The organism is Mesorhizobium sp. B2-8-1 (genome assembly GCF_006440955.1).
In the GTDB taxonomy this organism is placed as follows: domain Bacteria; phylum Pseudomonadota; class Alphaproteobacteria; order Rhizobiales; family Rhizobiaceae; genus Mesorhizobium.
Genome location: NZ_VFTX01000010.1, coordinates 68,146 through 90,513, shown reverse-complemented (window position 1 = coordinate 90,513; position 22,368 = coordinate 68,146). Strand labels below are relative to the sequence as shown.

The window sequence follows — 22,368 nt, the reverse complement described above, 5'->3', positions numbered from 1 at the left end:
CCCTGATCCTTTTCCTGGCTTTGCCAAACCTTCTGGCTTCCAGACACCGGTTCCCGAGATGGGCTGCCGGTGTTGTGGTGCGGAACCGGCTACTCCGCTGCTTTGGTAATCGGGTTGACCGATACGTAGGTTCGGCCGTTGGCTTTTTTGTTGAACGTCACGGCGCCGGCTTCGAGCGCGAAAAGCGTATGGTCGGTACCCATGCCAACGTTGACGCCGGGATGCCAGGTGGTGCCGCGTTGACGAATGATGATGTTGCCCGGGATGACGGCTTCGCCGCCGAACTTCTTCACGCCCAGACGCTTGGAATGCGAGTCGCGACCGTTGCGCGACGAGCCGCCAGCTTTCTTGTGTGCCATCTAACTAACTCCGATGCGCCCAGGGGCGCTTGAATGGTCTTATGAACGCGTTCGCGTTCCGTTTCAAGTCCGATCCGGCGACGTTTCGCGCCGGTTCGCCTTACTTCTTCGCCAGTTCCTTGGCCTGCTCGCGCCAGTCCTTGATCTGGTCGGCGCTGAACGGCATGTTCTCGTCGATCTTGGCCACATCCTTCTCAGTCAGCTTGGCGAGCTGCGCGAAGGTGATGATGCCCTGTTCGTTGAGATCCTTGGCGGCGACCGGGCCGATGCCCTTGATCACGGTCAGATCGTCCGGCTCGCCCTTCGGCGCCTTGAACAGCGGCGCTGCCGCGGTCTCGGCCTTTGCCTCTTCCTTCGGGGCGTCCTTCTTGGCCTTGGCTTCCTTCGGCGCCGCGTCGGCGGCTACCTCGGCCTTGGCTTCCGCCTTGGCAGCGGTCTTCTTGGCCGGCTTGGCGCCGCCCAGCAGGATCTCGGAGATCCTGACCGTGGTCAGCAACTGGCGATGGCCGATCTTGCGGCGCGAATTCTGGCGGCGGCGCTTCTTGAAGGCGATGACCGTGCGGTTCTTGCCCTGCTCGACGACTTCGGCGGTGACGACCGCGCCGTCGACGAACGGCGCGCCGAACGTGACATTCTCGCCCTCGCCATGCGCGAGCACGTGGCCGATCTCGACGATGTCGCCGACATTGGCTTCGACTTTTTCGATCTTCAGGAGATCGTTGGCGGCGACGCGATACTGCTTGCCGCCCGTTTTGATGACTGCGAACATTTTTTTCCTTTCGCTGTTCGGTCGGCCTCGATGAACCGCCTGTGGCGGTTCGGCCGTCTTTTTGTCAGTCTGCGGGTTCAAAAAACAAGCGGCGCGGAAGAACCCTCCACGCCGATTGCGCGCTGTCCCTAACCGAAGGTTTGTCGCGAGTCAAGGCAAACGGCCAGATTCTCAGGGCAACGAATCCGGGCTAACGGGTTCCTTCGGAGCCTTCGTCGGGGCGCTGGTGATGGAGCCTTGAACGGAAAAACCCGCCTGTGCGGCGGGTCCCTGGCGCAACTCAGCACCATGACCAGATATCTACCATAGTTGCCTTCACCCCGTCAAGAAAAAATTCCTATTAGGAGGTCGCCGGCACTGCCGGACTGGCGTCCTCAGGCCTCGTTAACCCGAGTTCGAAATCTTGGCCGGATTGCTGGCCGGCGAAGTGTCCGGCATCGTCTACCGCGGTCGGGACGGCGTCGCTCCGGGCCAGCCTCTGACGCAAGCTGAGTTTCCGGCCGATTTGGCCTTGTAACCTGCCCGTTCAGCCGTTATCTAGTGCGCCGCGCCGGCAACGGCTGACCATGACCGCGGAGAGGTGGCAGAGTGGTCGAATGCACCGCACTCGAAATGCGGCATGGGTGCAAGCCCATCGGGGGTTCGAATCCCTCCCTCTCCGCCATCCTGCTTCGCTCTTCGAGCTTCGCAGGATCGGTTCAGTCAGCGGGCGGGTTCGAATTTTCTCTCGTTGTCTCCGCCATTTCTGCTTCTGTACAGCCCGGAGACATGCGTGACAGTTTACCCGCTGTAGCCTGGGCGTGACGCGCCAACCGGTTCAGCTCAATTCGGATGATGTCCCGCGATTGCGCCCAGAAAAATTTCCCCGAATTCCCTAAGCTTTGCCGCTCCCACGCCATTCACCTCGGCGAACGCGTCGAGGTCGCGCGGGCGGCGTTCGGCCATGTCGATCAGCGTGCGGTCCGAGAACACGACATAGGCCGGCACCTGCCGCTCCTTGGCCAGCCGCAGCCGCAGCGCCTTGAGCGCGCCCAGCAGCGATGCATCCACACCCTCGGCGCTGGCGGCGGAGCTTTCCCCGGAACGCTTCCTGCCGCGCGCGAGAGGGTCCCGCATCTCGACGCGATAATGGAACGCAACCTCGCCGCGCCCGAGGGCGCGGCCGCTTTCGGAAATGGCGAGGCCGCCATGGCCGTCCGGATCCGGCACAAGGAACCCGCCGGCGACCAGTTGCCGGATAAGCGACAGCCAGACCGTTTTCCTATGCGCCGCGCCGGCCCGGAAACTGGTCAGCGTTTGATGGCCTCTCGCCAGTACTTTCTCGGTCTCGTGGCCGAGCAGTATGTCGATGACATGGGCGGCGCCGAAGCGCTCGCCGGTCTGCGCGACTGCCGTCAGGATGATCCGCGCTTCCGCTCCGCCATCGGCGCGCGGCGCCTGGTCGAGGCAGTTGTCGCAATTGCCGCAGGGCGCTGCCTGTTCGCCGAAATAGCCGAGCAGGATCTGCCGGCGGCACTGTACCGCCTCGCAATAGCCGATCAACGTATCGAGCCGGCGATGCCCGCGCTTCTTGTGTTCAGGTGATGATTCTTCGTCGTCGATGAACAGGCGCCGCATGCGGATATCGCCGAGCCCGTAGAGCATATGCGCCTCGGCTGCCCGCCCGTCGCGGCCGGCGCGGCCGATCTCCTGATAGTAGGCTTCGAGGCTGCCCGGCAGGTCGGTGTGGAAGACATAGGCGACGTCGGGCTTGTCGATGCCCATGCCGAAGGCGATGGTCGCCACCATGACGACGCCGGAGAGCGTCATGAAAGCGTTTTGGTTCGCCTCACGCGCCTCCTTGCTCATCCCGGCGTGATAGGCGAGCGCGGTCACGCCGTTCTTCTCGAGAAAAGCCGCCATCTCCTCGGTCTTCTTGCGCGACAGGCAGTAGACGATGCCGCTTTTGCCCGCGTGACGCTCGACGAAGCGCAGCAACTGGCGCTTGCTGTCCTGCTTGGCCTCGAGGGCAAGCTTGATGTTCGGCCGGTCGAAACCCAGCACCACGGTTTCGGCGCGCCCGGCGAACAGACGCGCTTCGATATCGATGCGGGTAGCCTCGTCCGCCGTCGCCGTCAGCGCGATGATCGGCACTTGCGGGAAAATGGAGCGCAGCCGCGACAGATCCTCATATTCGCGCCGGAACGCCGGACCCCATTGCGAGATGCAATGCGCCTCGTCGATGGCGATCAGGCTGACGTCGAGCCTGGCCAGCGCCTCGAGCATCCGCTCCGTCATCAGCCGCTCCGGCGCGAGGTAGAGCAGGCGCGTCTGGCCGGAGGCGACACGGCGCCATGCCGCCACATTGGCCTCGCGCTCGATCGAGGAGTTGATCGTATCGGCTGCCACGCCGGCAAGGCGCAACGCCGCGACCTGATCCTGCATCAGCGCCACCAGCGGCGAGACGACGATCGCAAGGCCGCCCAGGACCAGCGCCGGAACCTGGTAGCAGAGCGATTTGCCCGCACCCGTCGGCATGACGGCCAGCACATGGCGTCCGCCCAGCAGCGCGTCCATGATTTCGGCCTGGCCGGGACGAAAATCGTCGAAGCCGAACACGTCCTTCAGCACGCGTTGCTTGCGGTGTGGTGCATCCGGCGGAACACTTGCCGTCGATATTGGCATCTCGCAATGGTCCCCGGTTTGGCTGAGGCAACGTTCTTAAAGCGAAGATCGCCGGAACGCTATCCGTGGATGCGCGGGGTGGCATGTCCACCGGCTCCAATTCGCGCCTTCCCCTGCGACATCAGCACCCCTGCTGGATTCCCTCACGTGCTGCGATGTAAGCTTGCCCGGGACGACCAGGGAGAGAGCGATGCTGCAGACCAGACAGGATGCTCTCGGCGAACGCTTCAAGCAGCAGCGCGCCGCATTCGAGGCGCAGCCCTTTCCGGGCCTCGATGTCCGCAAGGATCGCCTCGCCCGGCTGCTGGCGCTCACGGAAAAGCATGAGGCTCACATCTGCGCTGCGATCGACACCGACTTTGGCGGCCGCTCGGCGCATGAGACCCGCCTTGCCGAGCTGTTCGTGGTGCGGGCCGGCATCCGCCACGCGCTGTCTCACCTGAAAGGCTGGATGCGGGAACGCCGCGTCGCCACCACCTTGCCGTTTCTGCCGGGCAGGAACCGCCTCGTCCCGCAGCCGCTCGGTGTCGTCGGCATCGTATCGCCCTGGAATTACCCTTTCCAGCTCGCCGTCGCGCCGGTCACCGCGGCGCTCGCCGCCGGCAATCGCGTGCTGGTCAAACCCTCCGAATTGACGCCCGCCTTTTCAGCGCTGCTGGCGCGCCTGGCCGCCGAGCATTTCGCACCGGACGAACTCGGCATCATCACCGGCGACGCGGAGGTCGGCAAGGCTTTCGTGTCGATGCCTTTCGATCACCTGCTGTTCACCGGTTCGACGGCCGTCGGCCGCGAGGTCGCATTGGCCGCCGCGGCCAACCTCACTCCAGTCACGTTGGAACTCGGCGGCAAGTCGCCGGCAATCTTCGACCCCTCATGCGACCTCGATGCGGCGGCGGCCAGCGTCGCCTATGGCAAGCTCCTCAATGCCGGGCAGACCTGCATCGCGCCGGACTACCTGCTGGTGCCCAAGGGACAGTCAGGCATCGTGGCAGAGAAACTCGCGGCGGCTATGGCGAAGCTCTACCCCAGCCTGCGCGACAATCCGGACTATACCGCCATCGTCAGCGACCGGCATTATCAGCGCCTGCGGGCCATGATCGCGGAGACCCGAGACGCCGGCGCCGATGTCATCGAAATCAACCCGGCCGGCGAGGCGTTCGGCGCCGCAGGCCGCAAATTGCCGCCGACCCTGGTCAGGAACGCCGATCCCGACCTGCGGCTGATGCGCGAAGAGATTTTCGGGCCGGTGCTGCCGATCCTCGAATATGCCGGGATCGACGACGCCATCGCCCATGTCAACCGGGCCGACCGGCCGCTGGCGCTCTACTGGTTCGGGCGAGACGGCGGCAACCAGCAACGCATCCTGCACGAGACCATCGCCGGCGGCGTCACCATCAACGATTGCATGCTGCATCTGGTGCAGGAGAACCAACCCTTCGGCGGCGTCGGCGCCAGCGGCATGGGCGCCTATCACGGGGAATGGGGCTTTCGCACCTTCAGCAAGGTGAAGCCGGTTTTCCTGCAGTCGCGCTTGAGCGCGGGGAGCCTTCTGCGTCCGCCCTATGGCAGGACCTTCGAACGGCTTTTCGGCCTGCTCAGGCACATCACTTGAACGCCGTGCGGCGCCCGCCGCCGGCGACGCGATCACATGGCGGCGCTATCACATGGCGTCCGCGCGTTAAGCCTATCTTCACCATGATTCGGCAGGCTCCATTTCCTGCGGCCACGTTTCGAGTACCGCGGCGCGCAAGCGCCCAGGCAACAGACCCGCGCCTCTCCGGAGGCGCGGGTTTTTCATTTGGAAACAGCGCGCCGAAACGAGCGTCCATCGCTCATCGCATGGCCGGCCCTCAGGCGAGGAAATCGGCGCGGTGCGGCGTAAAGCTGTCGACCAGCCGGCCGGCTTCGAGCGCCTTGACGCCATGCACCAGGCCTGACGGCACGATGAAGCTGCCGCCTGTCTCGATGATTTCGGTCCGGCCGTCGATGGTCACCTCGAAGCGGCCCTCGGCGACGTAGCTTGCCTGTACATGCGGATGCGAATGCAGGGCGCCGACGCCGCCCTTGTCGAAGGCGAACTCGACCATCATCAGTTCATCCGTGTGCAGGAGAACGCGCCGCCTGTTGCCGTCCGGCGTCGCCGTCCAGGCGCCCGCGCCGGCCTGGGAGAAGATTTTCGTTTCGCTCATCCCAATATCCTCGTCGAGACAGATCCTCACCGAGCCAGCCAGCCGCCGTCCACCGGCACCACCGCGCCATGCATATAGTCCGACGCCGGCGCCAGCAGGAAGGCCGCCGCATCGCCAATATCTTCCGGCCGGCCCCAGCGGCCGGCCGGAATGCGCGCCAGGATAGAGGCGCTGCGGTCGGGATCGGCGCGCAGCGCCTGCGTATTGTTGGTTTCGATATAGCCCGGCGCGATGCCGTTGACGTTGATGCCTTTCGCTGCCCATTCGCAGGCGAGCAGCCGGGTGATGCCGAGCACGCCATGCTTCGAGGCGGTGTAGGACGCGACGCGGATGCCGCCCTGGAAGCTCAGCACCGAGGCGATGTTGACGATCTTGCCTTTGCGTCCGCCGGCAAGGACGCGCCTGGCAAAGCCTTGGCAGAGCAGAAAAGCCGTCTTCAGGTTGAGGTCGAGCACCTCGTCCCAATCGGCCTCAGAAAGGTCGATTGCATCGGCGCGCCGGATGATGCCGGCATTGTTGACCAGCCCGTCGAGCGGCCCGCTTTCGTCCCACACGCGCTCCAGCATCGGACCTGCGGCGGATGTGTCGGCAAGATCGGCCGCGACCGCCTCGAACCGCCCGCCCGCCGCGGCGATCCTTGCGGCCGTCTCATCCATCGAGGAACGGCCGACACCGACGACCGTGCCGCCGGCGCGCGCGATCGAGACGGCAATGCCCTGGCCGATGCCGGTGTTGGCGCCGGTGACGAGGATGCGCCGGCCGGTCAGGCTGAAGGCGGAAAGATCGCTCACCGCAGGTCTTCCATCGCCACCGGATCCACATCGGTGTAGTCGACATTGTCGCCGGCCATCGCCCAGATGAAGGCATAGCTGGAGGTGCCGGCGCCTGAATGGATAGACCAGCCCGGCGACAGCACGGCCTCCTCGTTGCGCATGACGATGTGTCGGGTCTCGTCCGGCTCGCCCATGAAATGGAAGACGCGCGCCGCCTCCGGCAGGTCGAAATAGAGATAGGCCTCCATGCGCCGGTCGTGCACATGGCACGGCATGGTGTTCCAGATGGAGCCCGGCGCAAGTTGCGTCATCCCGACGACGAGCTGGCAGGTCCTGGCCCCGTCGGCATGGATGAACTGGAAGATCGAGCGTTCATTGCAGGCCTCCTTGCTGCCGAGATCGAGACGCCGGGCGTCACCGATGCGGATCAGCCGGTTGGGAAAGGTTTGATGCGCCGGCGCGCTGAGCAGATAAAACTTCGCCGGCGCCGCCTTGTCGACTGAGGCGAACGACACGTCCTGCGTGCCCATGCCGAGATAGAGCATGTCGCGCGCCTGCAGCTCATGGAGCTGGCCGCCGGCTTCGATCGTGCCGGCCCCGCCGATATTGACGGCGATCAACTCGCGGCGATCGAGAAAGCCTTTCGTTCCGGTCGGCTTGATTGCCTCCAGCCGAAGCGGCGCGCCGGCCGGCATCGCGCCGCCGACGATCATGCGGTCGTAATGTGTGTAGGTCAGGCCGACGCGGTCGGGCTGGAACAGGTCTTCGATGTGGAAATTGTGGCGCAGTTCGTCGGTACCCATGGCCGCGGCGGCGGCGGGGTCGATGGCGAAGCGCGATGTATAGTCGGTGTGGTTCTGGCTCATTGCTGTCCTGACTTGAGATGGATCATTCGCCGCCGGCCGCCTTGACCGAGTCGGAATAATAGACCTGCCGCGCGTGCAGGCGCTCGCGATAGCGCTGCTGGCTGGCCGAGAGGTGCGTGCGCATCGCCTCGCGCGCGGCTTCGGCATCGCCGGATGTGATCGCGTTCAGGATCACCAGGTGCTCACGCTGCAGCCCGCGCTGATAGCTGTCGGACTGCACAAGCTCGGTCGACCAGGGCGAGGTCACATCGCACGGAATGGCCCGCCGGCCGAGCACGTCGAGCATCTCGACATAGAACGGATTGTTGGTGGCGCTGGCGATGGCGCGATGGAAGGCGAGGTCGGCCGGACCGGTCGGCTCGCTGGCGAGCAGCAGCCGTTCGAAGTCGAAGAAGGCTTCCTGGATCGCCGCCTCCTGGGCCGCGTTGCGGCGGATGGCGGCGAGCCCGGCCGATTCGATCTCGATGGCGAGCCGCACTTCGAGCACATTGAGTGCGATCGAATCCTTGCTGCCCATATCGGCAGCGAGCGCCCCGAACATCGTCGAGATGTGCTCTGTGACGAAGACGCCGGCGCCCTGCCGCGGCTCGACCAGGCCGTCGGCGGCGAGCTTGGCCAGGGCTTCGCGGATGACGGTGCGGCTGACGCCGAAGGTTTCGGTCAGCTGGCCCTCGGTCGGCAGTTTGTGGCCGGGCAGGATCTCGCCGGCCTGAAGCTGCCTGCGGATTGCCGCGACGACGGTCTCCGACAGTTTGGGTTTTCTCTCGACCCTGAGGTCGGTTGCGCTATCCAATGCCATGTCGTCCTCTATTTGAACACGCTCGGCAACCAGAGCGAGATGGCCGGAATATACGTCACCAGCCCGAGAACCACGATACCGGCGCCATAGAACGGCCAGATCGAGCGCATCGCTTCCCAGACCGTGATCTTGCCGACGGCGCAGGCGACGAACTGCACCGTGCCGACCGGCGGCGTGTTCAGCCCGATGCCGAGATTGAGGATGGTGATGACGCCGAAATGCACAGGATCCACGCCATAATGCGTGACAAGCGGCAGGAAGATCGGCGTGCAGATGATGATCATCGGCCCCATGTCCATGAAGGTACCGAGCACCAGCATCAGGACATTGAGCAGCAGCAGCACGACGAGCGGATCGGTGGAGATCGCATTCATGCCGGCGATCAGCAGCACCGGCACTTTGAGATAGGCCATCAGCCAGCTGAAAGAAGCCGCCGTACCGATGATCAACAGCACCATCGAAGTGGTGCGCACGGCGCCCTTGGTGGCGTGGACGAAATCGCTCCAGCCCATCGAACGGTAAACGAGGACGGTAACAAGCAAGGCGTAGAGAATGGCGATGCACGAACTCTCCGTCGCTGTGAAGATTCCGGAGCGGACGCCGCCGAAGATGATGCCGATCAGGAGCAGTCCCGGAATAGCGATGAGCGCCAGCTGCCCGACGCGCGAAAAACCGGGGAAGGCCTCGACCGGGTAGCCGCGGCTGCGGGCGACGAAATAGGCGGTGACCATCAGCGAGGCGGCGAACAAAAGGCCCGGTAGTATGCCGGCGGTGAACAGGTCGGCGATCGAAATCTTGCCGCCCCCTGCGATCGAATAGATGATCATGTTCTGCGATGGCGGCAAAAGCAGCGCGATCAGCGCCGCCATCGAGGTGACGTTGACGGCGTAGTCGGCGCCGTAGCCCCGGGCCTTCATCTGCGGGATCATCAGCCCGCCGACGGCCGCGGCCTCGGCCACGGCCGAGCCGGAAATGCCGCCGAACAGCGTGCCGGCGATGATGTTGACCTGGCCCAGGCCGCCCCGGACATGGCCGACCAGGGAGCCGGCAAAGGAAACGATGCGCTGCGCGATGCCGCCGCGCACCATCAGATCGCCAGCATAGATGAAGAACGGGATCGCCATCAGGGAGAACGCGCTCATGCCCGATTTCATTTGCTGGAACACGACCAGGGGCGGCAGGCCGAGATAGAGGACGGTGGCGAAGGAGGCCGCACCAAGACAGAACGCGATCGGCGTGCCGCCGAACATCAGCAGCGTGAAGACGCCGAACAGGATCCAGAGCTCCATCTAGGCCTCCTGCACCGCCGGCATCTCCGGCACGTCCTCGAGATTGATGTCCTTGTCGATATCGACGCCCGACCAGCGCAGCGCGATGCGCTCGGCCGAGAACAGGCAGATCAGCACGCCGCCGCCGACCAGCGGCAGATAGTCGAAGCCGCCCGGCAGCTCGAGCGCCGGGATGATGGTGTGCCAGGTCAGGCCGACAAGCTTGCAGCCGTACCAGACCATGCCGAATCCGAAGCCGAGCGCGATCAGATCCGACAGCGTGCGCAACGCTCCCTTGCTGCCTTTCGGCAGGACATAAAGCAGCACGTCGAACCCCATATGGTAGTTCTCCCGCACGCCGACGGCGGCGCCGAGGAAGATGAACCAGTTCATCAGCATGATGGCGCTGGTTTCGGTCCAGCTCGGCGACGAATTGAGCACGAAGCGGAAGAAGACCTGATAGGCGACGAGCGCGGTCATCGCGACCAGCCCGATGCCGGCCAGATAGAGCGCCCCGTCGCAGATCCTCGAAAGCACGACGCTGAACCGTGGCGGCGCCGTGCTGCTTGTCATTGTCGCCATCTGATCCTCCCGATCGCCGGCCGGTCACGAAGGCGCGGGACGGCGTGCATTGCCCGCCCCGCGGCCGACTTCACTTGGTTGCCTGGACGCGGGCGGCGAGGTCCTTCAGCGCCGGCGTCGACAGGTATTTGTCGTAGACCGGCTTCATCGCGTCGATCAGCGGCTGCTTGTCGATCTCGCTGACCTTGACGCCTGCCTTTTCGACGATGTCGCGGGATTTCTTCTCCTGCGCGTCCCACAGTTCGCGCATCTTGACGACGCTGTCCTTGGCCGCCTGGCGCACGATCGCCTGGTCTTCCGGCGAGAGCTTGTCCCAGCTCGCCTTCGCCATCACCAGCACCTCCGGAACGATCTGGTGCTGGTCGAGCGTGTAGTGCTTGGCGACCTCATAGTGCTTGGCGGATTCGAAGCTCGGCCAGTTGTTTTCCGCGCCGTCGATGACGCCGGTCTCAAGTGCCGAATAGACTTCGCCATAAGCCATTGGCGTGGCGTTGGCGCCCAGTGCGTTGACCATGTCGACGAACACGTCCGACTGGATGACGCGGAATTTCATGCCCTTCAGATCGGCGATCGAGGCGATGTCCTTCTTGGTGTTGTAGAAGGAGCGCGCGCCGGAATCGTAGAAGGCCAGACCGACCAGGTCATGTGCCTCGAAAGCTTTCAGTATGTCGTCGCCGATCGGCCCGTCCATGACATGGCGCATATGTTCGACCGAGCGGAATATGTAGGGCAGCGACGGCACCGCGGTTTCCGGCACGATGCCGTTGAACGGCCCCATCGAGACACGGTTGAGGTCGATGACGCCGGTCTGGGTCTGCTCGATCGTGTCCTTCTCCTCGCCGAGCTGCGCCGAATGATAGACCTCGACCGAATAGCGGCCATCGGTGCGCTGCTTGATCAGCTCGCCCATGTATTTCACCGCCTCGACCGTCGGATAGCCGTCGGGGTGCGTGTCGGCCGACCGCAGCACGGTTTGCGCGTTGGCGATGCCGATCAGCAGCGAGCCGAACGCGAATGTAGCCGCCGTCAATTTCGAAAAATGCAACATGACTTTCCTCCTTTTTCAAAAATCAAGGCGCCGGCTCAGAGCCGGCGCATCACCAGCCCGTCATCCCTGCTCAATCTTGGCCATTTCGGTCAGCATCCGGTGCGGGCGAGCGAGCGTGGACGCGCGTCGGTGCTAAGCAGCAAATCCGCATCTGTCAGTGCCACGGTGATCCTCCCATGAGGCGTTATCGGTAGGGTCGCAAGGAAATAATGTCAACATACAAAAAATGGATTGTTGTATGATGACTTTGACCCGGGAACCGGCCATTGTGCCGGACGGCAGTGGATGTTACGCCGCTGCCGTTTTCCTTCGCCGACCCTACGGGGCGGCTCCCAAAGGCCAATCGGGGACTTCGCACAGCAATGAACAGGCGTCTTTCGAAGGATACGATCGCGACGTTGCCGGCCAGGATCGCCGTGCCGCGTTTTGATCGCGCATCGGTCACGCAAGGCATCGTGCATCTGGGGGTCGGCGCCTTTCATCGCGCCCACCAGGCAGCCTATGTCGACGATTGCCTGGCTGCCGGAGAGACGGATTGGGGCATCGTCGGCGTATCGCTGCGCAGTGCCGACACGCGCGATGCGCTGGCGCCGCAGGACGGGCTCTACACGCTGGCGATCCGCAGCGGGGGCGAGGAAAGTCTTCATGTCATCGGCTCCATCGGCGCGATGCTGGTGGCGCCGGAAGATCCCGCCGCCGTGCTGGCCGCGCTGACCGATCCGCGCACCCGCATCGTGACGCTGACCATCACCGAGAAAGCCTATCTGCGGGCCGCCGGCGGCGGGCTCGACGCAGCCCACCCTGACATCGTCCACGATCTGGCGAACCCGCATCTGCCGAAGACCGCGCACGGTTTTCTGGCCGAGGCGCTTGCACGCCGTCGCGCGGCCGGCTTGCAGCCCTTCACCGTGCTCTGCTGCGACAACCTGCCTGCCAACGGGACGACCTTGCACAGGCTGCTGGTGGAATTCGCCGCGCTGCGCGATGCCAGCCTCGGTGAGAAGAGCGCTACCAGGCTTGCCGGCCATATCGCCGACGAGGTCGCGTTTCCCTCGAGCATGGTCGATCGCATCGTGCCGGCCACGACCGATGCCGACCGGGCGCGGATCGCTCTCGAGCTCGGCGTCGACGACGCCTGGCCGGTCATGACCGAGCCGTTCCGCCAGTGGGTGGTCGAGGACAATTTTCCGGCAGGCCGCCCGGCCTGGGAAAAGTTCGGCGTCACCATGGTCGGGGATGTCAGGCCCTTCGAGGACATGAAGCTGAGACTGCTCAACGGTGCGCATTCGGCCATTGCCTATCTCGGCCTGCTCAGCGGACACGCCACCGTCGACCGCGCCTTCGCCGATCCGGCGATCAGGCGCTTTGTCGATGCGCTGTGGGCCGAGGCAATCCCGACGCTGCCCACCGATGCCGGGCTGGATACCGCGAGCTATACGGCAGAGCTTGCCCAGCGTTTCTCCAACACAGCACTTGCCCACCGCACCGCGCAGATCGCCAATGACGGCAGCCAGAAACTGCCGCAGCGCATCATGGCCTCCGCGATCGAGCGCCTCCATTCAGGCGCCGCGCCCGGACATCTCATGCTGGCGGTTGCCGCCTGGATCGCCGCCTGCGAAGCGCGCGGCAAATCCCTGCCCGACGGCCATTTTACCGACCCGCTCGACATGCCGATGACGGCGATCATTGACCGGAATCTGCCCGCTGCCGAAACCGTCGCGGCAGTGTTCGATCTCGCTGGCTTCGCGACCGGGGCGCCTGAGCGGCCAGGATTGATGGACCTTGCGGCCGTCCATCTCGAGCAGTTGCGCCGTGGCGGACCGGCTCAGGCCTTCGCGGCATTGGGCATTTAAAAACAAAAAAGCGAGGCAAGGCCCCGCTTTCCGTCGAGTACTGGTGCCAGCCTCAAGCCGGCAGGATGGCGCCTTCCAGCGTGGTGAGCTGGCTGAGGAATTGTTCGGCCTTCGTGCGCGACCGGTCGTCCTTAGCGTCGGCGGCGTCTTCCCTGGCTTCCTGGATGCGGCGCGCGAGATCGGCGCGGTCGACATCCTTCACCGCGACAGCCGATTCCGCCAGCAGCGTGCAGCCGGCCGGAACGATGTCGGCGAAACCGCCGAAGACGACGTAACGCTCTTCACCGCCCGATGCAGCCTTCACCGTGACGACGCCCGGCTTAATCGTGGTCATGACCGGTGCGTGATGCGCCATCACGGTCATCTCGCCTTCCGCACCCGGAATAACGACTGCCTCGACCTCTGCGGAAACCAGCAGGCGCTCCGGCGAGACCAGTTCGAACTTGAAAGCTTCTGCCATGATCAATTTAGCGAGTAGGGAATAGTGAGTAGGGAAGTAGGGGAAAGGGCAATTGCGCCCGGTCACCTGCCTGCCATTCACTACCGACTACTGACTACTCCCTATTCCCTTGATTAAGCCGCTTCAGCCGCGAGACGCTGTGCCTTCTCGACCGCTTCCTCGATGCCGCCGACCATGTAGAAGGCGGCTTCCGGCAGGTGGTCGTAGTCACCGTTGCAGAGGCCCTTGAAGCCCTTGATGGTGTCGGCGAGGTCGACCAGCTTGCCCGGCGCGCCGGTGAACACTTCGGCGACGAAGAAGGGTTGCGACAGGAAGCGCTCAATCTTGCGGGCGCGAGCCACCGTCTGCTTGTCCTCTTCCGACAACTCGTCCATGCCCAGGATGGCGATGATGTCCTGCAGCGACTTGTAGCGCTGGAGGATCGACTGCACCTGGCGCGCGACGGCATAATGCTCTTCGCCGACCACCAGCGGGTCGAGCATGCGCGAGGTCGAGTCCAGCGGATCGACGGCCGGATAGATGCCCTTTTCGGCGATCGAGCGGTTGAGCGTCGTCGTCGCGTCAAGGTGGGCGAACGAGGTCGCCGGCGCCGGGTCGGTCAAGTCGTCGGCCGGCACGTAGATGGCCTGCACCGAGGTGATCGAGCCCTTGGTGGTGGTGGTGATGCGTTCCTGCAGGGCGCCCATGTCGGTGGCGAGCGTGGGCTGGTAGCCCACGGCCGACGGGATACGGCCAAGCAGCGCCGACACTTCCGAACCGGCCTGCGTGAAGCGGAAGATGTTATCGACGAAGAACAGCACGTCCTGGCCCTGATCGCGGAAATATTCGGCGACCGTCAGGCCGGTCAGGCCGACGCGGGCACGCGCGCCCGGCGGTTCGTTCATCTGGCCATAGACCAGCGCCGCCTTGGAGCCTTCGCCGCCGCCCTTCTTGTTGACGCCGGATTCGATGAACTCGTGATAGAGGTCGTTGCCCTCGCGAGTGCGCTCGCCGACGCCGGCGAACACCGAATAGCCGCCGTGCGCCTTGGCGATGTTGTTGATCAGTTCCTGGATCAGCACCGTCTTGCCGACGCCGGCGCCGCCGAACAGGCCGATCTTGCCGCCCTTGGCGTAAGGTGCGAGCAGGTCGAGCACCTTGATGCCGGTGATCAGGATCTGTGCTTCCGTCGACTGTTCGATATAGGCCGGGGCCGGCTGGTGGATCGAGCGCAACTCGACCGCGTCGACCGGGCCTGCTTCGTCGACCGGCTCGCCGATGACGTTGATGATGCGGCCGAGCATGCCCGGACCGACCGGCACGGCGATCGGGCCGCCGGTGTCGCGCACTTCCTGGCCGCGCACCAGGCCTTCGGTGGAATCCATGGCGATGCAGCGCACGGTGTTTTCACCCAGATGCTGGGCAACTTCGAGAACCAGGCGGTTGCCGACATTGGTGGTCTCGAGCGCATTCAGGATCGGCGGCAGGTGATCGCCGAACTGCACGTCGACCACGGCGCCGATGACCTGCCGGACCTTGCCGACGATGCCGGTGGCTTTGCTGGCCACGGCCGGGGTTTTTACCGCGGCGGCCCTGGTCGGCGCTGCCGCTTTCTTGGCCGGAGCCGCCTTAGCTGCTGCGGCCGGAGCCTTTGCCGGTGCCGCCTTGGCCGGGGCTGCTGCCTTGGGAGCCGCCGTCTTGGGGGTCGCTGCTTTCGCCATCGTCTTTACCCTTTTCGTCCTTTGTTTCTCGCGCGGTCGGATCGAGGTCGTTGACCCCGGGAAACCGTGCCTAGAGCGCCTCGGCGCCCGAAATGATTTCGATCAGTTCCTTGGTGATCTGCGCCTGGCGCTGGCGGTTGTAGGTGATCGACAGCTTGTTGATCATCTCGCCGGCGTTGCGCGTGGCGTTGTCCATCGCGCTCATCTTGGCGCCCATTTCGCCAGCCGCGTTTTCGAGCAGCGCGCGGAAAATCTGCACCGCGATGTTGCGCGGAATGAGCTCGGACAGGATTTCACCCGGCTCGGGTTCGTATTCGTAGACGGCGCTGGCGCCGTCAGCAGCCTCGGCCGGAGCTGACGAAGCAGCGGCCGGAATGATCTGCTGCGCGGTCGGAACCTGGCTGATCACCGACTTGAACTGCGAATAGAACAGCGTGCAGATGTCGAAGCCGCCCTCGTTGAACAGGTGGATGACCTTGCGGGCGATCGTGTCGGCATTGACGAAGCCGAGCGTCTTGACCTCGCGCAGGTCGATCCGGTCGAGGATCATCGACGCATAGTCGCGGCGCAGGATATCGAAACCCTTCTTGCCGACGCAGATGATCTTGACCTGCTTGCCGTCGGCCAGGAGCCTGCGGATGTGGTCACGGGCAAGACGGGCGATCTGAGAATTGAAGCCGCCGCACAGGCCGCGCTCGGCCGTGCAGACAACGAGCAGGTGCACGTCGTCCTTGCCGGTGCCGGTCATCAGCGCCGGGGCATCGCCACCGCCGCCGATCGCCTGGGTGATGTTGGCCAGCACGGAACCCATGCGCTCCGAATAGGGGCGCGCCGCTTCCGCGGCCTCCTGTGCACGGCGCAGCTTCGCCGCGGCGACCATCTGCATCGCCTTGGTGATCTTCTGCGTCGCCTTGACCGAGGCGATACGGTTACGAAGGTCTTTTAATGAAGGCATGCTTCAAACCTGATCCCGTCTTGTCTCATCCGGACTGGCGCTTCGCTCAGGCGAAGGTCTTGGCGAAAGCGTCGATCTCGGCCTTCAGCTTGCCGCGCAGATCGTCCGACAGCGCCTTTTCCTTGCGGATGGCGTCGAGGACGTCCTTGCCGGCCGAACGCATGTGGCTCAGCAGGCCATGCTCGAACTTGCCGACCTGGTTGACCGGCAGCTTGTCGAGATAGCCGTTGACGCCGGCGAAGATCACCGCGACCTGCTCTTCCGTCTTCAGTGGCGAGAACTGCGGCTGCTTCAGGAGCTCGGTCAGGCGCGAACCGCGGTTGAGCAGGCGCTGCGTGGCGGCATCGAGATCCGAGCCGAACTGCGCGAAGGCCGCCATTTCGCGGTACTGCGCGAGCTCGCCCTTGATCGAGCCGGCAACCTGCTTCATCGCCTTGATCTGCGCCGAGGAGCCGACGCGCGACACCGACAGGCCGACATTGACGGCTGGACGGATGCCCTGGAAGAACAGGTTGGTTTCGAGGAATATCTGGCCGTCGGTGATCGAGATCACGTTGGTCGGGATATAGGCCGACACGTCGTTGGCTTGGGTTTCGATGACCGGCAACGCCGTCAGCGAACCGTTGCCCATGTCGTCATTGAGCTTGGCGGCGCGCTCGAGCAGGCGCGAGTGCAGGTAGAAGACGTCGCCCGGATAGGCTTCGCGGCCCGGCGGGCGGCGCAACAGCAGCGACATCTGGCGATAGGCGACGGCCTGCTTCGACAGATCGTCGTAGCTGATCAGCGCATGCATGCCGTTGTCGCGGAAATACTCGCCCATGGTGCAGCCGGCGAACGGCGCCAGGAACTGCATCGGCGCCGGATCAGAAGCGGTGGCGGCGACGATGATCGAATATTCGAGCGCGCCGCGCTCTTCCAGCACCTTGACGAACTGGGCCACGGTCGAGCGCTTCTGGCCGACGGCGACGTAGACGCAGTAGAGCTTTTCCTTCTCGGGGCCGTTGTCGTGCACCGATTTCTGGTTGAGCATCGTGTCGAGGATGATGGCGGTCTTGCCGGTCTGGCGATCGCCGATGACCAGCTCGCGCTGGCCGCGGCCAACCGGGATCAGCGCGTCGATGGCCTTGAGGCCCGTCGACATCGGCTCATGCACCGACTTGCGCGGAATGATGCCGGGCGCCTTGACGTCGACGCGCTTGCGTTCGGTCGCCTTGATCGGGCCCTTGCCGTCGATCGGGTTGCCGAGCGCATCGACGACGCGGCCGAGCAGGCCAGGACCGACCGGAACGTCGACGATGGCGCCGGTGCGCTTGACGGTGTCGCCTTCCTTGATGTCGCGGTCGGCGCCGAAGATGACGACGCCGACATTGTCGGCTTCGAGATTGAGCGCCATGCCGCGGATGCCGCCGGGGAATTCGACCATCTCGCCGGCCTGGACATTGTCGAGGCCGTAGACGCGGGCGATACCGTCACCGACGGACAGCACCTGTCCAACTTCGGAGACCTCGGCCTCCTTGCCGAAATTCTTGATCTGGTCTTTCAGAATTGCGGAAATTTCCGCGGCGCGGATGTCCATCAGCCGACCTCTTTCAGTGCAAGCTTGAGCGAATTGAGTTTGGTTTTGAGCGACGTATCGATCTGGCGCGAGCCCATCCTGACCACCAGCCCGCCGAGCAGCGACGGATCGACGGTGACGGAGATGGAAACGTCCTTGCCGGCAACGCTCTTCAGCGCCGCCTTGAGTTCAGTCTGCTGGGCAGCGCTCAATTGGTGAGCCGACGTTACCTCGGCGGTCGTCTCGCCACGATGTTCGGCGGCGATCTGGCGGAATGCCCTGATCATGCCGGGCACGGCGAACAGCCGGCGGTTCTTGGCGACGACGCGCAGGAAATTGCCGGCCAGGCCGGTGATCCCGGCCTTGTCGGCGATCGCCGCGATGGCCTTGGCCTGGTCCTCGCTGGAGAACACCGGGCTGTTGATCAGCCGGGTCAAGTCGGCGCTGCCCGCGAGCATCGCCTCGAAACTGTTGAGGTCGGCTTCGACCTTGGCGACGGAATTCGCCTGCGATGCCAGTTCGAACAGCGAACCCGCATAGCGTTCTGCGACACCTGAGATTGGCGATGACGATTGGGCCACGGACCGTCTTTTCTCTTGTCTGACAGGCCGCAGATTGTTGGCGCGAGCGAAAACTCTGGCTAAATCTTTGACCTTACTGCATTTTTTCAAGCACGGAGGCGCGGCTTCCGCTATCCCCGGCCGAAAGTCGATTGCCGTCTAGCACAGGCCTTTTAAGACCGCAATGCGTCGTTCCGCATGGTTTTCAGGCACTATTGTCGCATCCGGGGACGAAGTCCCTGGATTGCCTGCGGATTCAGGGCAGGAAGCCGAAGGCAAAGGCGAGCGGCAACGCCGCCAGCGCCAGTTCCACGACGATGGAAACCCAGTTGAAGGGCGTGTTGGCGCCATCCGACATCATCGACAGCAACCGGCCGAAGGCGGTGAACAGCCAGGAGAAGCCGAGCGCCATGTAGATCAGCGGCTGCGCCAGCAGGATGCAGCACAGGCCGACGCCGAGGTAGAAGCCCGACATGCGGCCGCGCCCTTCGGCGATCGCCGCCGCCTTCTCCGGCTTGACCTGCAAGCGCAGAATGCGGAAGGCAAGCCCCGGCGCCAGGAAAAGCACCAGGCCGAGCAGCACCGTGACGACGGCGCTCGACCAGGCCAGCCATTCGCCCTGGCTCACCGGCCATGGAAACGTAAAATCCATAATGTCCCCTCGTAAATGCCGCTCTGAAATCGCGGGCATTCTAGCGGAGGAAAAGCCGCGCGCCAGATGGCGGCCGGCACTTTAGGCCAAACGCATCAGGAGAGCGCGAAGGCGACCGCCGCTTCAGCATGGATGCGCGTCGTGTCGAAGACCGGAATGTCGAAATCCTGCTGGCCGATCAACATCGTGATTTCGGTGCAGCCCATGATCACGCTGTCGACATTTTCATCGCGCCGCAGGCGGTTGATCTCGGCGATATAGGCGGTTTTCGATGGCTCGGTGACGATGCCCTGGCAGAGCTCGTCATAGATGATGCGATGGACCATGTCGCGTCCTGCCTGGTCCGGCACGATCGGCTGCAATCCATATGTGTCGGCAAGCCGGCGCTTGTAGAAATCCTGCTCCATGGTGAACCGCGTTGCGAGCAGCGCCGGGCGCCGCATGCCGGCCGCCTTGACAGCGGCTGCGGTGGCGTCGGCGATGTGGGTCAGCGGGACCGATACCGAGGCCTGCACCTGGTCGGCGAGCTTGTGCATGGTGTTGGTACACAAAAGCAGGCCTTCCGCGCCAGCTGACTCGAGCTTGCGCGCGGCATCGACCAGAAGCGCGCCGGCGCCGTCCCAGTCCCCGTGATGCTGCAGCTCGGCGATCTCGGCGAAGTCGAAGGACCACAGCAGCAATTTCGCCGAATGCAGCCCGCCGAGACGCTGCCTCACGAGATCGTTGAGCAGGCGATAATAGATCGTCGTCGATTCCCAGCTCATGCCGCCCAGAAGGCCAAGGGTTTTCAAAACGGTTTCCTTTCCTTGCAGCGACTTATGATACAGTCCAAGGCGATGTTGAGGGCTACTCGATGAAAACAAAATCCAGCAGCAAAGCACGCAGCGAACTGTGCGCCGTGGTCGCTGAAGCCAGCAAAGGCAGCCCGACAACAATCACCAAGCGGGGACGCCCCGTGGCCATAGTGATATCGATCGAGGACGCCCGTCGACTCTATCCTGAAGAGTTTAGGCAACGAACTGAAGGACACGACCAGCAATCCGCGCGAAAGCTGAGCGACCTTACAAAAAGCTCTGCGGATCAATGTCGACCTGCACCCGGACCGAGCCGCGCTGCTTCGGCCCGTTGGCGAGCATGGTCCGGATAAACCCTTGCATGTCGGCGCGGCGCTCGCCCTGGATCAGCAGGCGGAAACGGTGACGGCCGCCGAGCAGCGACAGCGGCGCTTCGGCCGGCCCGAGCACGAACAGGTCGGATGCCTCCGGCGCGGCACGGCGCAGGCCGCGTGCATGGCCCTCGGCTTCCGCCCGCGTCACCGCGCTGACGATGACGCCGGCGAGCCGGCCGAAGGGTGGCAGAGCCGCCCGCTCGCGCTCGGAAATCTCGCGCTCGTAGAACGCATCGGCATCGCCGGAGACGATCGCCCGCATCACCGGATGGTCGGGCTGGAAGGTCTGCAGCAGGCCGAGGCTCTTCTTGCCGGTGCGCCCGGCGCGGCCGGTCACCTGGCTGAGCAGCTGGAAGGTGCGCTCGGCGGCGCGCGGATCGCCATTGGCAAGGCCGAGATCGGCATCGACGACACCAACCAAGGTCATGTTGGGGAAATTGTGCCCCTTGGCGACGAGCTGCGTGCCGATGACGATGTCGGCCTCGCCATTGGCGATGGCTTCCAGCTCCAGCCGCAGCCGCCGCACGCCGCCCATCAGATCCGACGACAAAACGATTGTGCGCGCATCCGGGAAATGGGTGACGACTTCCTCCGCGATGCGCTCGACGCCCGGCCCGCAGGCGACCAGATGATCGAGCGTGCCGCATTCCGGACAGGCTTCCGGACGGCGCTCATTGTGCCCGCAATGGTGGCAGACGAGCTGGCCGCGAAAGCGGTGCTCGACCAGCCAGGCCGAGCAGACCGGGCAACCGAAGCGGTGACCGCAGACGCGGCACAGCGTCAGCGGCGCATAGCCGCGCCGGTTGAGGAACAAAAGCGATTGTTCCTTCCTCTCCAGCGTCCGTCGCATATGGTCGAGCAGCACCGGCGACAGGAAGCCGCCGCGCGCCGGCGGCGCGCGCCGCATGTCGATCGCTTTCAGGTCGGGAAGTGCCGCCTCGGCGAAGCGGGCGGACAGCACCGCCCTGGCGTAGCGGCCCTGGCTGGCATTGACGCGGCTCTCGACCGATGGCGTCGCCGATGCCAGCACCACGGGGAAGCCACCTATATGGCCGCGCACGACAGCCATGTCGCGGGCATTGTAGAAGACGCGGTCTTCCTGCTTGTAGGCGGGGTCGTGCTCCTCGTCGACGACGATCAGGCCAAGCTCCTTGAACGGCAGGAACAGCGCCGAGCGTGCGCCGGCCACGACCCGCACGCCGCCTTCCGCCACCTGCCGCCAGACGCGTTCGCGCATCCTCGGCGGCAGGTCGGAGTGCCATTCGGCGGGCTTGGCGCCAAAACGCTGCTGGAACCGTTCGAGGAAAGCGTGGGTCAATGCGATTTCGGGCAGCAGGATCAGCACCTGCTTGCCCCGGTCGAGTGCCGCCGCCACCGCCTCGAAATAAACCTCCGTCTTGCCCGAACCGGTGACGCCGTCGAGCAGTGCGACGTTGAAGCCGCCGCCCGCGACATTGGCGCGCAGCAGCCTTGCGGCTTCGTTCTGGTCGGGCATCAATTCCGGCGCGGCGTAGGCTGGATCAGGCTCCGCCACCACGGGCTGCGGCGGGATCATCACCGTTTCGAACACGCCTTGCGCCTTCAGCCCCTCGATTACCGTCGACGACACGCCGGCCGCATGGGCAAGGCCGGATCGCGTCCAGGCCAGTCCGCCTTCGGCCGTCTCCAGCACGCGGGCCCGCGCATCCGTCATCCGGTCCGGAACGGCCGCGGTTCGCTGCAATCCCTCGATCCACGGTTCCGGATCGAAGGCCTCCGGCGCCCTCAGCAGCATGCGCGCCACCATGCCCGGCGCCGACAGCGTATACTGCGCCACCCAGTCGACGAAACGGCGCATCGCCCGATCGATCGGCGGGCAATCGAAGACCTGTTCGATCGGGCGCAGCTTTTTCGCGTCTACCGTCTCGACCGCGCCGTCCCAGACGATGCCGGCGACCTGGCGAGGCCCGAGCGGCACGCGCACGATCGAGCCCGGCACCACCCGCATGCCGGCGGGCACGGCATAGGTGTAGGGGCGTTCGGCCGGCATCGGCACCAGCACCGGTGCGGCTGCGACAAAGGGCGAATCTTCGATCATGAGGCGTGACCTTGCCCCGACTTTGCTCTAGATCAAAGGGCAACGTGCCTTCCCAAGCACGACGAAATCGT

At 64.6% G+C, this 22,368-nt stretch carries 20 protein-coding genes and 1 tRNA gene; 3 read left to right on the top strand and 18 right to left on the bottom strand.

Annotation, left to right across the window (positions count from 1 at the left end; translation table 11 throughout):
* Positions 1–89 precede the first annotated feature (89 nt).
* A complete protein-coding gene (rpmA, locus tag FJ428_RS23375) occupies positions 90–359 on the bottom strand; it encodes a 50S ribosomal protein L27 (RefSeq protein WP_140493012.1) in 270 nt (89 codons plus the stop codon).
* A gap of 100 nt (positions 360–459) precedes the next feature.
* Positions 460–1,128, bottom strand: coding sequence for a 50S ribosomal protein L21 (locus FJ428_RS23370; RefSeq protein ID WP_140493007.1), 669 nt, complete (start codon positions 1,126–1,128; stop codon positions 460–462).
* Between the two features lie 574 nt (positions 1,129–1,702).
* Here FJ428_RS23370 and FJ428_RS23365 point away from each other — a divergent pair.
* Positions 1,703–1,792 (top strand) — tRNA-Ser (locus FJ428_RS23365).
* Positions 1,793–1,950: 158 nt separating this feature from the next.
* Here the strand turns inward: FJ428_RS23365 and recQ are convergent.
* The gene (recQ, locus tag FJ428_RS23360) at positions 1,951–3,792 is read right to left on the bottom strand and encodes a DNA helicase RecQ (protein ID WP_140880338.1); all 1,842 of its coding nucleotides are present in this window, start codon (positions 3,790–3,792) and stop codon (positions 1,951–1,953) included.
* A 190-nt stretch (positions 3,793–3,982) separates the two neighbouring features.
* On the opposite strand from recQ, the gene FJ428_RS23355 reads away from it, so the two are divergent.
* The gene (locus FJ428_RS23355) at positions 3,983–5,404 is read left to right on the top strand and encodes a coniferyl aldehyde dehydrogenase (protein WP_140880337.1); all 1,422 of its coding nucleotides are present in this window, start codon (positions 3,983–3,985) and stop codon (positions 5,402–5,404) included.
* Between the two features lie 238 nt (positions 5,405–5,642).
* On the opposite strand, the gene FJ428_RS23350 is transcribed toward FJ428_RS23355, so the two are convergent.
* From FJ428_RS23350 to FJ428_RS23320, 7 genes are all read right to left on the bottom strand, one after another.
* Entirely contained in the window at positions 5,643–5,981 is a 339-nt protein-coding gene (locus tag FJ428_RS23350; protein ID WP_140518251.1) for a cupin domain-containing protein, read from the bottom strand.
* Positions 5,982–6,007: 26 nt separating this feature from the next.
* Positions 6,008–6,772 (bottom strand): 2-dehydro-3-deoxy-D-gluconate 5-dehydrogenase KduD, encoded by a 765-nt coding sequence (kduD, locus tag FJ428_RS23345; protein WP_140880336.1) that lies wholly within the window; start codon positions 6,770–6,772, stop codon positions 6,008–6,010.
* Positions 6,769–7,620 carry a 5-dehydro-4-deoxy-D-glucuronate isomerase gene (kduI, locus tag FJ428_RS23340; RefSeq protein WP_140880335.1) on the bottom strand — a complete coding sequence of 284 codons (852 nt, stop codon included), beginning with the start codon at positions 7,618–7,620 and terminating at the stop codon, positions 6,769–6,771. The genes kduD and kduI overlap by 4 nt, the downstream gene beginning before the upstream one ends.
* Positions 7,621–7,642: 22 nt before the next feature.
* The gene (locus tag FJ428_RS23335; protein WP_140525004.1) at positions 7,643–8,419 is read right to left on the bottom strand and encodes a FadR/GntR family transcriptional regulator; all 777 of its coding nucleotides are present in this window, start codon (positions 8,417–8,419) and stop codon (positions 7,643–7,645) included.
* 8 nt (positions 8,420–8,427) lie between these two features.
* Positions 8,428–9,708, bottom strand: a complete 1,281-nt coding sequence (locus FJ428_RS23330; protein WP_140560745.1) for a TRAP transporter large permease — start codon at positions 9,706–9,708, stop codon at positions 8,428–8,430.
* Complete coding sequence (locus FJ428_RS23325; RefSeq protein ID WP_140880385.1) at positions 9,709–10,260, bottom strand: TRAP transporter small permease; 552 nt, start codon at positions 10,258–10,260, stop codon at positions 9,709–9,711.
* Between the two features lie 79 nt (positions 10,261–10,339).
* The gene (locus FJ428_RS23320; RefSeq protein WP_140492983.1) at positions 10,340–11,317 is read right to left on the bottom strand and encodes a TRAP transporter substrate-binding protein; all 978 of its coding nucleotides are present in this window, start codon (positions 11,315–11,317) and stop codon (positions 10,340–10,342) included.
* Between the two features lie 362 nt (positions 11,318–11,679).
* On the opposite strand from FJ428_RS23320, the gene FJ428_RS23315 reads away from it, so the two are divergent.
* Positions 11,680–13,170 carry a mannitol dehydrogenase family protein gene (locus tag FJ428_RS23315; RefSeq protein ID WP_140880334.1) on the top strand — a complete coding sequence of 497 codons (1,491 nt, stop codon included), beginning with the start codon at positions 11,680–11,682 and terminating at the stop codon, positions 13,168–13,170.
* Between the two features lie 52 nt (positions 13,171–13,222).
* On the opposite strand, the gene FJ428_RS23310 is transcribed toward FJ428_RS23315, so the two are convergent.
* The 8 genes from FJ428_RS23310 to FJ428_RS23270 all read right to left on the bottom strand — a co-directional run bounded on the left by FJ428_RS23310 (position 13,223) and on the right by FJ428_RS23270 (position 22,297).
* The gene (locus FJ428_RS23310) at positions 13,223–13,630 is read right to left on the bottom strand and encodes a F0F1 ATP synthase subunit epsilon (protein WP_140492977.1); all 408 of its coding nucleotides are present in this window, start codon (positions 13,628–13,630) and stop codon (positions 13,223–13,225) included.
* Positions 13,631–13,743: 113 nt separating this feature from the next.
* Positions 13,744–15,330 carry a F0F1 ATP synthase subunit beta gene (atpD, locus tag FJ428_RS23305; RefSeq protein ID WP_181165201.1) on the bottom strand — a complete coding sequence of 529 codons (1,587 nt, stop codon included), beginning with the start codon at positions 15,328–15,330 and terminating at the stop codon, positions 13,744–13,746.
* A gap of 70 nt (positions 15,331–15,400) precedes the next feature.
* Positions 15,401–16,285, bottom strand: a complete 885-nt coding sequence (locus FJ428_RS23300) for a F0F1 ATP synthase subunit gamma (protein WP_140492974.1) — start codon at positions 16,283–16,285, stop codon at positions 15,401–15,403.
* A gap of 46 nt (positions 16,286–16,331) precedes the next feature.
* On the bottom strand, positions 16,332–17,861 hold the full coding sequence (gene atpA, locus FJ428_RS23295) for a F0F1 ATP synthase subunit alpha (RefSeq protein WP_140492971.1): 1,530 nt from the start codon (positions 17,859–17,861) through the stop codon (positions 16,332–16,334).
* A complete protein-coding gene (locus FJ428_RS23290) occupies positions 17,861–18,421 on the bottom strand; it encodes a F0F1 ATP synthase subunit delta (protein WP_140880333.1) in 561 nt (186 codons plus the stop codon). Before FJ428_RS23290 ends, atpA begins: the two co-directional genes overlap by 1 nt.
* Before the next feature lie 235 nt (positions 18,422–18,656).
* On the bottom strand, positions 18,657–19,052 hold the full coding sequence (locus tag FJ428_RS23285; RefSeq protein ID WP_140880332.1) for a DUF4345 family protein: 396 nt from the start codon (positions 19,050–19,052) through the stop codon (positions 18,657–18,659).
* A gap of 95 nt (positions 19,053–19,147) precedes the next feature.
* Complete coding sequence (locus tag FJ428_RS23280) at positions 19,148–19,843, bottom strand: aspartate/glutamate racemase family protein (RefSeq protein ID WP_140518244.1); 696 nt, start codon at positions 19,841–19,843, stop codon at positions 19,148–19,150.
* A gap of 270 nt (positions 19,844–20,113) precedes the next feature.
* A complete protein-coding gene (locus FJ428_RS23270) occupies positions 20,114–22,297 on the bottom strand; it encodes a primosomal protein N' (protein ID WP_140880331.1) in 2,184 nt (727 codons plus the stop codon).
* Between the last annotated feature and the right edge of the window lie 71 nt (positions 22,298–22,368).

Bases quoted from the DNA above. Each gene is read 5' to 3' on its own strand.
- atpA (WP_140492971.1), bottom strand. From the start codon at position 17,861: ATGGACATCCGCGCCGCGGAAATTTCCGCAATTCTGAAAGACCAGATC.
- FJ428_RS23320 (WP_140492983.1), bottom strand. From the start codon at position 11,317: ATGTTGCATTTTTCGAAATTGACGGCGGCTACATTCGCGTTCGGCTCG.
- FJ428_RS23325 (WP_140880385.1), bottom strand. From the start codon at position 10,260: ATGACAAGCAGCACGGCGCCGCCACGGTTCAGCGTCGTGCTTTCGAGG.
- FJ428_RS23370 (WP_140493007.1), bottom strand. From the start codon at position 1,128: ATGTTCGCAGTCATCAAAACGGGCGGCAAGCAGTATCGCGTCGCCGCC.
- FJ428_RS23300 (WP_140492974.1), bottom strand. From the start codon at position 16,285: ATGCCTTCATTAAAAGACCTTCGTAACCGTATCGCCTCGGTCAAGGCG.
- FJ428_RS23315 (WP_140880334.1), top strand. From the start codon at position 11,680: ATGAACAGGCGTCTTTCGAAGGATACGATCGCGACGTTGCCGGCCAGG.
- FJ428_RS23310 (WP_140492977.1), bottom strand. From the start codon at position 13,630: ATGGCAGAAGCTTTCAAGTTCGAACTGGTCTCGCCGGAGCGCCTGCTG.
- FJ428_RS23335 (WP_140525004.1), bottom strand. From the start codon at position 8,419: ATGGCATTGGATAGCGCAACCGACCTCAGGGTCGAGAGAAAACCCAAA.
- kduI (WP_140880335.1), bottom strand. From the start codon at position 7,620: ATGAGCCAGAACCACACCGACTATACATCGCGCTTCGCCATCGACCCC.
- recQ (WP_140880338.1), bottom strand. From the start codon at position 3,792: ATGCCAATATCGACGGCAAGTGTTCCGCCGGATGCACCACACCGCAAG.
- rpmA (WP_140493012.1), bottom strand. From the start codon at position 359: ATGGCACACAAGAAAGCTGGCGGCTCGTCGCGCAACGGTCGCGACTCG.
- atpD (WP_181165201.1), bottom strand. From the start codon at position 15,330: ATGGCGAAAGCAGCGACCCCCAAGACGGCGGCTCCCAAGGCAGCAGCC.
- FJ428_RS23285 (WP_140880332.1), bottom strand. From the start codon at position 19,052: ATGGATTTTACGTTTCCATGGCCGGTGAGCCAGGGCGAATGGCTGGCC.
- FJ428_RS23270 (WP_140880331.1), bottom strand. From the start codon at position 22,297: ATGATCGAAGATTCGCCCTTTGTCGCAGCCGCACCGGTGCTGGTGCCG.
- FJ428_RS23330 (WP_140560745.1), bottom strand. From the start codon at position 9,708: ATGGAGCTCTGGATCCTGTTCGGCGTCTTCACGCTGCTGATGTTCGGC.
- FJ428_RS23355 (WP_140880337.1), top strand. From the start codon at position 3,983: ATGCTGCAGACCAGACAGGATGCTCTCGGCGAACGCTTCAAGCAGCAG.
- FJ428_RS23350 (WP_140518251.1), bottom strand. From the start codon at position 5,981: ATGAGCGAAACGAAAATCTTCTCCCAGGCCGGCGCGGGCGCCTGGACG.